Origin of the sequence: Nocardioides sp. Leaf307 (assembly GCF_001423135.1) — a bacterium.
Taxonomy (GTDB): Bacteria; Actinomycetota; Actinomycetes; order Propionibacteriales; family Nocardioidaceae; genus Nocardioides; species Nocardioides kribbensis.
Genome location: NZ_LMNY01000003.1, coordinates 115,809 through 129,494 on the forward strand (window position 1 = coordinate 115,809; position 13,686 = coordinate 129,494).

A 13,686-nucleotide genomic window follows, 5' to 3' on the forward strand; every position below is an offset into this window, starting at 1 on the left:
CCAAACCCGGGCCGACCCCCCGCTCGGGGTGACCAGCCGCACGGCCCCGTCCCGTTACGATCGTCGGCAACCCGGGCACACACCGGGTCGCTAGGCCTGCCGTGCGCGGGCCGCGCACCGACCAGTGCCGACACGATGGCCAGCACCAGGGCCGACACCAGGGAAGGAGGCGACACGGTGGGTGGGATCCAGAAGTTCGAGCAGCGGCTCGAGAGCATGATCTCCGGCGCGTTCGCCCGCGCCTTCCGCTCCGCGGTGCAGCCGGTGGAGATCGCGGCCGCCCTGCAGCGCGAGTGCGACAACAACGCGCAGATCCTCTCCCGCGAGCGCCGCCTCGTGCCCAACGCCTTCCACGTCGAGCTGTCGATCACCGACCTCGACCGCCTCGCGCCCTACGACACCGCGCTGGCCGACGACCTCACCGGCCAGCTCCAGGAGCACGCCGACGCTCAGGGCTACTCCTTCCCCGGCCCGATCAGCATCGAGTTCGAGGAGTCCGGCGACCTCACCACCGGTCGCTTCCGCATCCGCAGCCGCGCGCAGGCGCGCGTGACGGGCAACGCCACCCACACCCAGGTCAGCCGGGCCCGCGCGATCCTCGAGGTCAACGGCACCCGCCAGCCGCTGCACCCGCCCGGCGTGGTCGTGGGTCGCGGCAACGACGCCGACCTGCGCATCAACGACCCCGGCGTGAGCCGCCGCCACATCGAGTTCCGCGTCGCGGCCCGCACGATCGGCACCCGCGAGGGCGTCCACATCGAGGTCCACGACCTGGGCTCGACCAACGGCATGCTCGTCAACGGCCAGAAGATGAGCCGCTCGATCGCCGACGACGGCACCGAGGTGCGCATCGGCAACACCACGCTGACGGTCCGCATCGTCGAGGAGCGCATCGATGTCTGAGCTCACCCTGCTGCTGGTCCGCATCGCCTACCTGGCGATCCTGTGGATCTTCGTGCTCTCGGCCATCTCGGTCATCCGCTCCGACATGTTCGGCGCGCGCGTGCCCGAGGCCGCCCGCGGCCGGGGGCAGAAGGCGCCCAAGGAGAAGAAGGCCAAGGCGGCCAAGCCCCGGCGCGGCTCCCCCACCCACGTGCTGGTCGTGGAGGGCTCCAGCGCCGGCGAGCGCGCCGAGCTCGACCAGGCCCCCATCCTCATCGGCCGCGGCAACGACGCGGCGATCCGCCTCGAGGACGACTACGTCTCCACCCGCCACGCCCGGATCGCCGCCGCCGGCGACCAGTGGTTCGTGGAGGACCTCGGCTCCACCAACGGCACCTACATCGGCACGGTCCGCATCACGCAGCCGACCACGATCACCCTCGGCACCCAGGTGAGGATCGGCAAGACCATCCTGGAGCTGCGCAAGTGAGCTCCCCGACGCTGGTCCTCGACTACTCCGCCATCTCCGACGTCGGGCGGGTGCGCAAGGACAACCAGGACTCCGGGTACGCCGGCCCCTGGCTGCTCAGCGTCTGCGACGGCGTCGGCGGCGCGGCCCGCGGCGACATCGCCAGCGGCACCGCCGTGCAGCAGCTGCGCCGCCTCGACGAGCAGCCCCCCGGCGAGCTGGCCCCCGACGACCTGGTCGGCCAGGTCGCGGGCGCCCTGCACCGCGCGCACGACCGCATCGGCGAGCTGGTCGACGAGGACCCCGCCCTCAACGGCACCAGCACCACCGCCACCGTGCTGCTCTTCGACGGCCACCGCGTCGCCGTCGGCCACGTCGGCGACAGCCGGGCCTACCTCTACCGCGACGGCCGCATCAGCCAGCTCACCAGCGACCACACCTTCGTGCAGAGCCTCATCGACGAGGGCCGCATCACCGAGGCCGAGGCGCGGGTCCACCCCCACCGCAACCTCATCCTCAAGGCCCTCGACGGCATCCACGAGGCCGAGCCCGACCTCTTCCTCGTCGAGCTCGAGGCCGGTGACCGGCTCTTCCTGTGCAGCGACGGCGCCTGCGGCGTGCTCGACGACGCCCGGCTGGCCGACATCCTCTCCTCCGGCACCCCCGACTACGCCGCCGTCGAGCTGGTGCGCGCCAGCCTCGAGGCGGGCAGCTCCGACAACGTCACCTGCATCGTCGCCGACGTGCTCGACGAGACGGGCGCGGCCCAGCGCGCCGACGAGCTCGCCGCCCTCGAGCCGCTGCTGGTCGGTGCGGCCGCCGAGCTGCGCCGCCGGGTGCCGCGCGGCACCCGCAGCCCCAGCCTCTTCCGCGGCCACCGCTCCGGCGACACCGGTGAGCTCGAGCCCGTGCTCGCCGAGATCCCCGAGGGCCTGCCGCCCGACGCCCACGCGATCCCGTCGGACCCCATCGACCCCGAGGCCGCCCGCTACGCCCTGCGCCCGCCGGCCCGCTTCGCCTGGCTGCGCTGGGTGATGGTGGCCGCCGTCGTCGTCGGCCTGGTGTGGATCGCCGCGGCCGCGGCCTGGTCCTGGAGCCAGCAGCAGTACTTCGTCAGCGAGGAGGAGGGCGTCGTCTACATCTACCGCGGCGTCAACACCGAGCTGCCCGGTGCCTCGCTCTACGAGCCCTACGAGCGCACCAACGTCGACCTCGACCGGCTCACCGAGCTGCAGGCCGACAACGTCCGCCAGGGCATGAGCGCCGGCAGCCTCGACGGCGCCCGCCAGATCATCGAGAACCTGGTGGCCGCGATGGAGGACGAGACCGCCGACTCCGGCAGCGACTCGGGCACCGACTCGGGCACCGGTGACGCCGGCACCGAGCCGAGCGCCGACGCCTCGTCGAGCCCGGCCACCGCGGGAGCCCGCTGATGGCCGCCCGCACCGCGCTGCCCGCGCAGGGCGCCAACCCCATCATCGGCTTCGTCCACCGGCGCCGCCGCGGCGCCGAGCTCTTCCTGCTGGTGCTCGCCCTCGCGGTCGGCATCGGCGCCTACGCCGCGGTCGGCATCGGCGTGCAGGGGCGGGTGCCGGCCGACATCGTCGGCTACGGCGGCTGGCTGACCGCGCTGGTGGTGGCCGCCCACGTGGTCGTGCGCATCGTCGCGCCGTACGCCGACCCGGTGCTGCTGCCGGTCGTGGCCGCGCTCAACGGCCTCGGCCTGGCCTTCATCCACCGCGTCGACCTGGTCGACGGCACCGACCTGGCCCGCAACCAGCTGATCTGGATGACCCTCGGCGCGGTGCTCTTCATGGTCACCCTCGTCGTGCTGCGCGACCACCGGGTGCTGACCCGCTTCACCTACACCGCCGGGCTCAGCGCGATCGTGCTGCTCCTGCTGCCGATGATGCCGGTGCTCGGCACCGAGATCCGCGGCGCGCGGATCTGGATCTCGCTGGGCCCCTTCAGCTTCCAGCCCGGCGAGGTGGCCAAGGTCCTGCTGGTCATCGCCTTCGCGGGCTACCTCGTGCTCCACCGCGACGCGCTCGCGCTCGCGGGGCGCCGCGTGCTCTTCGTCGACCTGCCCCGCGGGCGCGACCTGGGCCCGATCCTCGGCATGTGGCTGGTCAGCCTGGGCATCCTCATCTTCCAGAAGGACCTGGGCTCGAGCCTGCTCTTCTTCGGCCTCTTCCTGGTGATGCTCTACGTCTCCACCGAGCGGCCCGGCTGGCTCGTGGTCGGCGGCGCCCTCTTCCTCGGCGGCGCCCTCACCGCCTGGCGGCTCTTCGGCCACGTGCAGACCCGCGTGTCGGTGTGGCTGGACCCCTTCGCCTACTACGGCGAGGGCACCAACGACACCGGCTTCCAGAACGTCGAGGGCCTCTTCGGCATGGCCTGGGGCGGCCTGCTGGGCCGCGGCTTCGGCGGCGGCGACCCGACCCGCATCCCCATCGTGGAGTCCGACTTCATCATCGCCGGCCTCGGCGAGGAGCTCGGCCTGACCGGCGTCATCGCCATCCTGCTGCTCTACGGCCTCATCGTGGAGCGCGCGCTGCGCGCCGCGATCATCTCCCGCGACGGCTTCGGCAAGCTGCTGGCCACGGGCCTGGGCAGCGTCTTCGCGCTGCAGGTCTTCGTCGTCATCGGCGGCGTCACCGGCCTGATCCCGCTCACCGGTCTCACCACGCCGTTCCTGTCGCAGGGCGGGTCCTCGCTGGTCGCCAACTGGGTGGTCATCGCCCTGCTGCTGCGCATCTCCGACCTCGCCCGGAGCCCGGTGCCCGACCTCACCGCCGACGCCGAGGACGACGCCGACGAGTCGACCCAGGTGATCAAGCTCTGACCACCCCGACCCGCCGACCGAGCGCCACCCCCGTCAGCGCCCCCGCCAGCACCCGCCCAGGAGAGGAGCACCACCGGTGAACAAGCCCATCCGCACGGTCTCGGTCGGCATCATGCTGCTGTTCCTCGCCCTGATGCTCAACGTGACCTACCTGCAGTACTGGCGCGCCGACAGCCTCGACAGCGACCCCGAGAACCGCCGCGCGGTCGACGCGACCTTCTCCCAGGAGCGGGGCGCGGTGCTCGTGGGTCGGCAGGCCGTCGCCGAGAGCGTGCCCTCCGACGACCGCTACGAGTTCCAGCGCACCTACGCCAAGCCGCTGCTCTACGCCCACGCCACGGGCTGGTTCAACTACTACAACGCCCAGTCCAGCGACTGCACGACCTGCCAGCAGTGGATCGAGCAGACCCAGAACGACATCCTCTCCGGCGACGACGACCGCCTCTTCGTGACCCGTCTGGTCGACCTGCTCAGCAACCAGGGCCAGAAGGGCGGCAACGTCCAGCTCACCCTCGACCCCGAGGCCCAGCAGGCCGCCTTCGACGGTCTGCGCCAGACCATCGGCCCCGACGGCCAGGGCTCGGTCGTCGCGCTCGACCCGCGCACCGGCAAGGTCCTCGCGATGGTCTCGCTGCCGTCCTTCGACCCCAACCGGCTGGCCTCCCACGACCTCAGCGAGGTCAACGCCGCCTACGAGCAGCTCGACGCCGACGAGGACGACCCGCTCAACAACCGCGCCATCCAGACCACGCTCCCGCCGGGGTCGACCTTCAAGATCGTCACGGCCGCCGCGGCGATCGAGAGCGGCCAGTACACCGCCGCCGACCAGGTGCCCGGCGGGGCGACGTACCAGCTGCCGCTGACCTCGGGCGAGACCGGGCTCATCGACAACGAGGGCCGCTCCTGCGGCACGAGCCTCATCCCCTTCGCCCAGGCGATGGAGCAGTCGTGCAACACCACCTTCGCGCGCCTGGCCGTCGAGGTCGGCGCCGACGCGATGCGCGACCAGGCCGAGGCGTTCGGCTTCAACGAGGAGTACTTCGACGACCTCCAGCCGCAGGCCGAGTCGGTGTTCCCCACCGACATGAACGAGCCGGAGACCGGCCAGAGCGGCATCGGCCAGTTCGAGGTGCGGGCCACCCCCCTGCAGATGGCCATGGTCGCGGCCGGCATCGCCAACGACGGGAAGGTCATGCGGCCCTACCTCGTCGACGAGGTGCAGTCGCCGGAGTTCGAGCGGATCGAGGCCACCGAGCCCGAGCTGCTCTCCGAGGCGGTCAGCGAGTCGACGGCCAACCAGGTCACCGAGCTCATGGTCTCCACCGTCGACAACGGCACGGCCTCGCCGGCCGCGATCGACGGCATCAGCGTGGCCGGCAAGACCGGCACGGCCCAGAGCGGCATCGACGACGTGCCGCCCTACGCCTGGTTCACGTCCTTCGCCCCGGCCGACGACCCCCAGGTCGCCGTGGCCATCGTCATCCAGAAGGCCCCCGGCATCGACCGCGGCGAGATCGCCGGCGGCCTGCTCGGCGGGCCCATCGCCAAGGCCGTCATGGAGGCCGTGATCCGATGACCACCTCGATGCCCGAGATCGGCGGCTCCGCCGACGACGCCGGCCGCTACCGCCTCGACGCCCGCATCGCCACCGGCGGCATGGGCGCGGTCTGGCGGGCCACCGACACGACGCTGGGTCGCACGGTGGCGGTCAAGCTGCTCAAGAGCGAGTACGCCGACGACCCGTCGTTCCGGTCGCGCTTCGAGACCGAGGCCCGACACGCGGCCTCGCTGCACCACCCCCACATCGCCGCGGTCTACGACTTCGGCGAGGCGCAGAGCGCCGACGGGTCCGGCGTGCCGCGGCCCTACCTCGTGATGGAGCTCGTCGAGGGCCAGCCGCTCTCGGCGCTGCTGCGCCCGGGCCAGCCGATGGACCCCGACGTCGCCCGCGACCTGGTGGCCCAGGCCGCCGACGGCCTGGCCGCGGCCCACGCCGCGGGCATCGTGCACCGCGACGTGAAGCCGGCCAACCTGCTGGTCACCGCCGACCGGCAGGTCAAGATCACCGACTTCGGCATCGCCCGCGCGGCCCAGTCGGTCGGGCTGACCCAGACCGGCCAGGTCATGGGCACCCCGCAGTACCTCTCCCCCGAGCAGGCCCGCGGCACCACCGCGACCGGCGTCTCCGACGTCTACAGCCTCGGCGTCGTGGCCTTCGAGTGCCTGGCCGGGCGTCGCCCCTTCCAGGGCGACACCCCGGTCACCACCGCCCTGGCCCACCTCAACCAGCCCGTGCCCGACCTGCCGGCCGCGGTGCCCGCCGACCTCGCCCGCGTCGTGCGCCGGGCCCTGGCCAAGGAGCCCGCCGAGCGGTACGCCGACGCCGCGGCCTTCGCCGCCGCGCTGCGCGACCCCTCCTCGCTGGGCCCCGACGCACCGTCGGCCGCCTCCACGCAGGTGCTCGCCCCCGGGGCGGTGCCCGCCGACCGCACCCAGGTCATGACCGGCGTCGGCGCCCCCGTGACGCCCGACCCCACCCCGACGCCCACGTCCACCCCGCCCCCGGCCGACGACGGGCGCCGCAGGGGCACCGCCGGCTGGGTGTGGGCCCTGGTGCTGCTCGCGCTGCTCGCCGTCGGCGCCCTGGTGCTGTGGCTGGCCCTCTCCGGCGGCGGTGACGACACCGAGGAGACCCCGCAGCAGCGGCCGAGCCCGACACGCACGCAGCAGAGCCCCAGCGAGTCGCCGAGCTCCAGCCCGACCGAGGAGGCCCCGGCCACCGTCGAGGTCGACCCCGACCAGTACGTCGGGCGTGACTACCGCGACGTCCAGGAGGCTCTGGAGGCCCTCGGCCTCAACGTCACCCTCAACGAGGTCGACAACCCGGGCGAGGAGGAGCAGGGCATCGTCGACTCGGTCAACCCCACCGGCACCCTCACCGAGGGCGACACCGTCACGGTGAGCTACTGGGGCGCCGCCCCCGAGCCCACCCCGACCCCCACCCCGACCCCCACCCCGACGCCCACCCCGACGCCCACTCCCACACCCACCCCGACCCCGACCGCCGCGTCGCCGGCCGAGGGACGGGCCCCTGCCGACCCCGCCACACCGCCCGCCCCCGACGCGACCCCCGGGGCCACCGACCCGGCCGCCACGACGACCAGCCCCTCGACCGCCACCGGGTCCGGCGGGACCACCACCTCCGGCCGCTCCGCCGACACCGCCGACACCGCCGACACCGCCCGCACCGAAGGGACCACGCCATGACGGGCTCGCAGCCGATCCTCATCGGCGGGCGCTACCAGATCGGTGAGCTGCTCGGTCGCGGCGGCATGGCCGAGGTCCGCAAGGGCACCGACACCCGTCTGGGGCGGGTGGTGGCCGTCAAGCGCCTGCGCACCGACCTGGCCAGCGACGCCACCTTCCAGGCCCGCTTCCGCCGCGAGGCGCAGTCGTCGGCCTCGCTCAACCACCCCTCGATCGTGGCCGTCTACGACACCGGCGAGGAGCCGGCCGCCGACGGCTCGGGGGTGCAGCAGCCCTACATCGTGATGGAGTTCGTGGCCGGCCGGACGCTGCGCGACATCCTGCGCGAGGGCCGCAAGATCCTGCCCGAGCGGGCCCTGGAGATCACCAGCGGCGTGCTCTCGGCCCTCGACTACAGCCACCGCGCGGGCATCATCCACCGCGACATCAAGCCCGGCAACGTCATGCTGACCCCGTCGGGCGACGTCAAGGTCATGGACTTCGGCATCGCCCGCGCCATCAGCGACGCCTCCTCCACGATGACCCAGACCGCCGCCGTCGTGGGCACCGCGCAGTACCTCTCCCCCGAGCAGGCCCGCGGCGAGACCGTCGACTCCCGCTCCGACGTCTACTCCGCCGGCTGCCTGCTCTACGAGCTCCTCGCCGGCCGTCCGCCCTTCGTCGGCGACAGCCCGGTCGCCGTGGCCTACCAGCACGTGCGCGAGCAGGCCCAGCCGCCCTCGGACCACGACACCTCGCTGCCGCCGGAGATCGACGCGATCGTGATGAAGGCGCTGGCCAAGCGGGTCGAGGACCGCTACCAGTCCGCGGCCGCGATGCGCAGCGACATCGAGCGCTACCTCGCCGGCCGCCCGGTGCAGGCCACGCCGCCGCCGCCGCTCCTGCCCGTCTCGCAGACCCCGCCGCCGCGCCCCATGCCCGTCGCCGCCCCGGCACCGACCCCCGACGCCACCGGCGAGGAGGAGTCCTCCTCCTCGCGCGGCGGTCTGGTCGTGCCCCTCGTGCTGCTGCTCATCGGGCTGATCGTGGCCGGCGTGCTGCTGTGGCCGCGGCTCTTCCCCACCGCGCCCGAGCAGACCCAGGTGCCCGACGTCGTGCGCACCAACATCGACCGCGCCCGCGCCGCCATCGGCGAGGCCGGGCTGACCCTCGGCGACATCAACTACGTCGCCAACGAGAACGTCGCCGCCGACCGCGTCATCTCCCAGGACCCCTCCGGCGACAGCTTCGTCGACCCCGGGAGCACCATCGACCTCACCGTCTCCACCGGCACCCCCGAGGTGCCGGTGCCGAGCGTGGTCGGCCTCCAGCAGCGCGCCGCCGTGGCGGCGCTGGAGGACGTCGACCTCGTGGCCCGGGTCACCGAGACCCAGTCCGACCTGCCCGCGGGCCAGGTCGTCTCCACCGCCCCCGAGGCCGGCCAGCAGGTCGAGTCGGGCTCCACGGTGACCCTCACCGTCTCCGACGGCCCCGAGACCGTGCCCTCGGTCGAGGGTCTCACCGAGGCCGAGGCGCGCCGCCAGATCATCGCGGCCGGCTTCAACCCCGTGGTCCGCGAGGAGGACGGCGAGACCGACGCCGAGACCGGCACCGTGGTCGACCAGGTGCCCGAGGCCGGCGAGGAGCTGGCCCAGGGCAACGACGTCTACATCTTCGTCACCACCTTCGAGGAGCCCACGGAGGAGCCCTCGGAGTCACCGTCGGAGTCGCCCAGCGAGGACCCGTCGGGCTCGCCGTCGCCGAGCCCCGGCGACACGACCTCGCCCGGGCGCGGCGGTGGCCGCGCCCTGCTCCCGGCCACGCCCTCCCGGCGTACGGCGGGGCGGCGCGCGCGGCGCGGGCCGGCTCAGCCCTCGAGCGGCTCGGCGTAGCTGAGGTCGAGCAACCCGTCGAAGGCGGGCGCAACGACGTCGGACTCGGCGGCGAAGTCCCAGCCGATCTGCACGTCGGGCAGCTCGCTCTGGGCGCGGTAGCGCGCGAGGTAGTCGTCGCCCTCGATGGAGGCGGCCAGCGCGGAGGGGTCGCCGACGGCCTCGATGACGTAGGGCTGGGGGTAGGGCACGTTCTGCAGCAGCACGGAATTGCCCTCGCACTTGATGCCGGTGGTCGACACGACCCGCTGGCCCGCGACGGTCACCGCCGTCGCCCCGCCGCGCCACATGGCGTTGACGACGGCCTGGATGTCCTGCTGGTGCACCACGAGCAGCTCCAGCGGCTGCTCGGTGACCTGGGCGACCTCGAGCGGGGCGTCAGCCAGCGTGACCGAGACACCGGCGCCCTCGCGCGGCTCGAGACCCGCGGGGTCGCGCAGGGTCTCGATGCGCTCCTGCACCCGCCGGGTGTCGGCGTCGCCGACCTGGGCGCCGAGCGTGGCGACCTCGCCGGTGAGGTCCTGCACCCGCTGGCGCAGCTCGTCGTACCGGTCGGCCTCCGCGCCCACGAGCGACGACAGGTCGGTGTAGCGGCCCGGTCGCAGGTCGGTGCCCTCGCTGGACTGGGCGCTGATGACGAAGAGCGACCCGCTGAGCAGCACCACCAGGGGGGTGCCGACCCGCCACGCCAGCGGACGCCCGGCGCCCGGCCGGCGGCGCGCACGCAGCGACGCCGCGACGCGGTGCCACCCGGCCACGGCCCGCGAGCCGTCCTGCGGCTCTCGGTGACCCGACGGCCCCGACGGCTCCGACGGGTCCGGCGGCTGCGGCGGCGCGGCGTGGGAAGTCGGGGTCATGCCGACTAAGGTAACCCGCGACAAGCGACGGGACCCCGTCCCCGCCCACCCCGAACCCCGAGGCGTCCGCGCCCTCGACGAGGAGCACCACCGTGAAGTTGAAGGACAAGGACCCCTTCGCCGAACCCCGCCAGGGCCCGGCGGTCGGCCCCCGCTTCGTCGTCGCGCTCCTGCTCGTCGCGGCCGGCATCGCCTGGATCGCCTACTACTACCTCGGGGTCCGCGCCGACCCGTCCGTGCTGGACGCCGAGGCCTCGGGCCCGGCCTTCATGGGCGACATCGAGCGGTGGAACTACGTCATCGGCTTCGGCCTGGTCCTCCTCGGACTCGTGGTCTCGGCCCACCCCTCGACCCCGCTGGGTCGTGGGCGCGGCGTCGTCGTCGGCATGCTGGGCTGCTTCGTGGTCGGCCTGATCTGGATCTGCACGTTCTACGTCTTCAGCAACGACCTCACCGACGTGCCGGTCTTCAACGACCTCAACCAGTCCAACCTCATCGTCGGCATCGCCTTCATGGCCGTCGGCTTCGTCTTCGCCACCCGCTGGGAGTGAGTCCCCCGGGGCCCTCGCCGGCCCCCGGACCCGTCCCCGCCGCAGCACCCGCACCGCCCGTCGTCCCCCCGGACGGCGGGCGGTTCTGCACATCTGGGGACAAACCTGTGGAGAACTACACGTGTGTAGTTCTCCACATGTGATTCCACAGCTGTGGACAACCCGCCCCCGCGCCGGTGGTTTCGAGACGCTCGTCACTAGCGCTCCTCGCTCCTCAACCACCACGGTGGTTGAGGAGCGAGCGCCAGCGAGCGTCTCGAAACCACCCGCACCCCGGTGGTTGAGGAGAGAGCGCCAGCGAGCGTCTCGAAACCACCCGCACCAACGGGTGGCCGGAGAGGGCCAGGCTCGGCTCAGACGGTGAGCAGCCGCAGCACGACGGCGGCGGCGAGCACGGCGACGACGCCGGCGAGCCCGGCGGCCTGGACGACGGAGCGTCGGGGTCCGCGGGGCGAGTAGACGAGCACGGCGGCGACGGCGGCGCCGCCGAGGAAGCCGCCGAGGTGGCCCTGCCAAGAGATGTAGGGCACGGTGAAGGTGATCAGCGCGTTGAGGCCGACCCACAGCAGGATCTGCTGGACGTTGCCGCCGACCTTGTAGGCGATGACGAGCGTGGCGCCGAGCAGCCCGAAGATCGCGCCGGAGGCGCCGAGGGTGAGCGTGTTCTCGTCGGCCGCCCAGAGCACCAGCGTGGATCCGGCGAGCAGCGACACGACGTAGAGCGCGAGGAAGCGGGTGCGGCCCAGCGCCACCTCGAGCTGCGGGCCGAGGGCGTAGAGCGCCAGCATGTTGAGCCCGATGTGGAGGATCGAGGCGTGCAGGAAGCCGTTGCTGAGCAGCTGCCACAGCGCCCCGTCGGCCACGCCGGGGGCGAAGTAGGCGCTGCTGGGCCCGGCGCCCTCGCACACCGCCTGCGTGACCCCGGGGAAGTAGCGGCCGTCGGGCAGCTCGCAGCGCCCGAGGGTGTGCTGGCCGAGGTAGGCGACCAGCTTGCCGGCCGTGCCGCCCGACGCGAGAGCCATCAGGAAGACGACCACGTTGACACCGATGAGCACCATCGACGTCGTCGACGCCTTGGTCGGGCGCAGCCCGCCGTACGCCGTGCGCCCGCTCCTGGTGCTCTTCGCCCCCTCCGCCACGCACGACGGGCACTGGAACCCGACCGCGGCATCACGCATGCAGTCGGGGCAGATGGGCCGGCCGCACCGCTGGCACCGGATGTAGGTCTCCCGGTCGGGGTGCCGGTAGCAGGTGGGCACCCCGGTCTGGGAGGTCGGGTCAGCGGTCACGGCTCGGCCTGGTCGTGTGGTCGGAGCGGGGGCGAGGGGTCAGGAGCGGGCGTCGGGGAGGGCTCAGCCCTCGCGGATCTCCACCGACTCGAAGACGACGGGCTCCACGGGACGGTCGCCCGGGCCGGTCTTCGTGGCGGCGATCTTGTCGACGACGTCGCGGGAGGCCTGGTCGGCCACCTCGCCGAAGATCGTGTGCTTGAAGTTCAGCCACGGGGTCGCGCCCACGGTGACGAAGAACTGCGAGCCGTTGGTGCCCGGGCCGGCGTTGGCCATCGCGAGCAGGTAGGGCTTGTCGAAGGTGAGCTCGGGGTGCGGCTCGTCCTTGAACGTGTAGCCCGGACCGCCGGTGCCGGTGCCGAGGGGGCACCCGCCCTGGATCATGAAGCCGGCGATGACGCGGTGGAAGCCGAGACCGTCGTAGAACGGACCGGTCTTGCCGTTGCCGGCGTCGTACTTCTTCTCGCCGGTCGCGAGACCGGTGAAGTTGGCCACCGTCTCCGGGGCGTGGTCGGGGAAGAGGTCGAGGACGATGTCGCCCTGGTTGGTCTTGAGGACCGCCTGCGGCTGCGCCATGACTGCCTTTCGCGCTGATTGGGTACTTCGGGGTGTGCGCTACGTGCCCACCCGTGCGGGACGATCCTCGCACGAGCCGCAAGAGCAGGCCCGTCCCGGCCGGGCTCGCCCCGCCGGTGCGGGCGTGGTCTGATGGCTGAGCACCCGACGAGAGGAAGTGGCGCGATGCGTCTGCGCAAGAAGAAGACCCTGATCGAGCAGGCGGGTGACTACGTCGAGTCCGTGCGGCCCCAGATCGAGGCCGCCGTCTCCACCGCCCGCGACGAGGCCGTGCACCTGCTCGGCGAGGCCCGCGACAAGGCCGCCCCCTACGTCTCCGACGCGCGCGACAAGGCGGCCCCCTACGTCGCCGACGCCCGCGACAAGGCCGCCGAGCGCGCCGCCGAGGCCCGCAGCAAGGCCGCCGACCTGAGCGCGGAAGCCCGCAGCAAGGCCGCCGAGCGTGCCGCCGACGCCCGCAGCAAGGCCGCCGACCTGAGCGCGGAGGCCCGGAGCAGGGCCGCCGACACCGCCTCCTCCGTCTCCAGCGACGCCAAGACCAAGGCCGCGGCGCTCGGCGCCACCGGCACGGCGCTGGCCAGCAGCAAGGCCTCCGACCTGCAGGACCTCGCGCAGGCCAAGATCGCCCAGGTCAAGGGCGAGCCCGCCCCCTCCAAGGGCAGCAAGCTGAAGAAGCTGCTCCTGGTCGTCGTGCTCGCCGCCGTCGGCGGCGTCGTGGCCAAGAAGCTCCAGGGCGGCAAGCAGGCCGACAACTGGCAGTCCTCCTACGTGCCGAGCCCCGCTCCCGCGGCCCCGGCGACCCCGGCCTCCCCCGCCGCGCCGCTGGCCGGTGTCAGCGAGGACGACGCCGACGACGCCGCCGGCTCCTCGCCCGACGAGGCCATCGCCGACCGCGCCGAGGCCGCCCACCCCATCACCACCCCCGACGAGCCGGCCGAGGTCGTCGACCTCGACGGCGACAAGAAGTAGCACCCGGGGCCGCCACCGCGGCACGCACGACCCCCGCGAGACCACGGCACCGCCACGAGGGCGCCGGACCACCACGGTCCGGCGCCCTCGTCGCGTCCGGGCCCGGCCCC

The 13,686-nt window shown here is 73.3% G+C and carries 13 protein-coding genes; 10 read left to right on the top strand and 3 right to left on the bottom strand.

What is annotated here, in order from left to right; genetic code table 11:
• Positions 1-135: 135 nt before the first annotated feature.
• The 7 genes from ASF50_RS15470 to pknB all read left to right on the top strand — a co-directional run bounded on the left by ASF50_RS15470 (position 136) and on the right by pknB (position 9,334).
• Positions 136-903, top strand: a complete 768-nt coding sequence (locus ASF50_RS15470) for an FhaA domain-containing protein (RefSeq protein WP_227488770.1) — start codon at positions 136-138, stop codon at positions 901-903.
• Entirely contained in the window at positions 896-1,372 is a 477-nt protein-coding gene (locus tag ASF50_RS15475; RefSeq protein ID WP_056865128.1) for an FHA domain-containing protein, read from the top strand. Before ASF50_RS15470 ends, ASF50_RS15475 begins: the two co-directional genes overlap by 8 nt.
• Complete coding sequence (locus ASF50_RS15480; RefSeq protein ID WP_082503273.1) at positions 1,369-2,784, top strand: PP2C family protein-serine/threonine phosphatase; 1,416 nt, start codon at positions 1,369-1,371, stop codon at positions 2,782-2,784. Before ASF50_RS15475 ends, ASF50_RS15480 begins: the two co-directional genes overlap by 4 nt.
• A complete protein-coding gene (locus ASF50_RS15485; RefSeq protein ID WP_056865127.1) occupies positions 2,784-4,196 on the top strand; it encodes an FtsW/RodA/SpoVE family cell cycle protein in 1,413 nt (470 codons plus the stop codon). The genes ASF50_RS15480 and ASF50_RS15485 overlap by 1 nt, the downstream gene beginning before the upstream one ends.
• Before the next feature lie 76 nt (positions 4,197-4,272).
• A complete protein-coding gene (locus tag ASF50_RS15490) occupies positions 4,273-5,772 on the top strand; it encodes a peptidoglycan D,D-transpeptidase FtsI family protein (RefSeq protein ID WP_056905101.1) in 1,500 nt (499 codons plus the stop codon).
• The gene (locus ASF50_RS15495; protein ID WP_082503274.1) at positions 5,769-7,463 is read left to right on the top strand and encodes a serine/threonine protein kinase; all 1,695 of its coding nucleotides are present in this window, start codon (positions 5,769-5,771) and stop codon (positions 7,461-7,463) included. The genes ASF50_RS15490 and ASF50_RS15495 overlap by 4 nt, the downstream gene beginning before the upstream one ends.
• A complete protein-coding gene (pknB, locus tag ASF50_RS15500; RefSeq protein WP_082503275.1) occupies positions 7,460-9,334 on the top strand; it encodes a Stk1 family PASTA domain-containing Ser/Thr kinase in 1,875 nt (624 codons plus the stop codon). Before ASF50_RS15495 ends, pknB begins: the two co-directional genes overlap by 4 nt.
• Here pknB and ASF50_RS15505 read toward each other — a convergent pair.
• Positions 9,310-10,191 (bottom strand): DUF881 domain-containing protein, encoded by an 882-nt coding sequence (locus ASF50_RS15505; protein WP_082503276.1) that lies wholly within the window; start codon positions 10,189-10,191, stop codon positions 9,310-9,312. The genes pknB and ASF50_RS15505 overlap by 25 nt on opposite strands.
• Positions 10,192-10,283: 92 nt before the next feature.
• Between ASF50_RS15505 and ASF50_RS15510 the strand changes: the two genes are divergently transcribed.
• On the top strand, positions 10,284-10,742 hold the full coding sequence (locus tag ASF50_RS15510) for a cell division protein CrgA (protein ID WP_056865123.1): 459 nt from the start codon (positions 10,284-10,286) through the stop codon (positions 10,740-10,742).
• A gap of 353 nt (positions 10,743-11,095) precedes the next feature.
• Here the strand turns inward: ASF50_RS15510 and ASF50_RS15515 are convergent, their stop codons facing one another.
• Positions 11,096-11,800 (bottom strand): rhomboid family intramembrane serine protease, encoded by a 705-nt coding sequence (locus tag ASF50_RS15515; RefSeq protein WP_235557701.1) that lies wholly within the window; start codon positions 11,798-11,800, stop codon positions 11,096-11,098.
• Here ASF50_RS15515 and ASF50_RS19755 point away from each other — a divergent pair.
• Complete coding sequence (locus ASF50_RS19755) at positions 11,790-11,966, top strand: hypothetical protein (RefSeq protein WP_227488773.1); 177 nt, start codon at positions 11,790-11,792, stop codon at positions 11,964-11,966. The two genes, ASF50_RS15515 and ASF50_RS19755, sit on opposite strands and share 11 nt — an antisense overlap.
• Positions 11,967-12,094: 128 nt before the next feature.
• On the opposite strand, the gene ASF50_RS15520 is transcribed toward ASF50_RS19755, so the two are convergent.
• Complete coding sequence (locus tag ASF50_RS15520) at positions 12,095-12,607, bottom strand: peptidylprolyl isomerase (protein WP_056865121.1); 513 nt, start codon at positions 12,605-12,607, stop codon at positions 12,095-12,097.
• A gap of 165 nt (positions 12,608-12,772) precedes the next feature.
• Here ASF50_RS15520 and ASF50_RS15525 point away from each other — a divergent pair, with 165 nt between their 5' ends.
• Positions 12,773-13,576 carry a hypothetical protein gene (locus ASF50_RS15525; protein ID WP_056905103.1) on the top strand — a complete coding sequence of 268 codons (804 nt, stop codon included), beginning with the start codon at positions 12,773-12,775 and terminating at the stop codon, positions 13,574-13,576.
• The last annotated feature ends 110 nt before the right edge of the window (positions 13,577-13,686 follow it).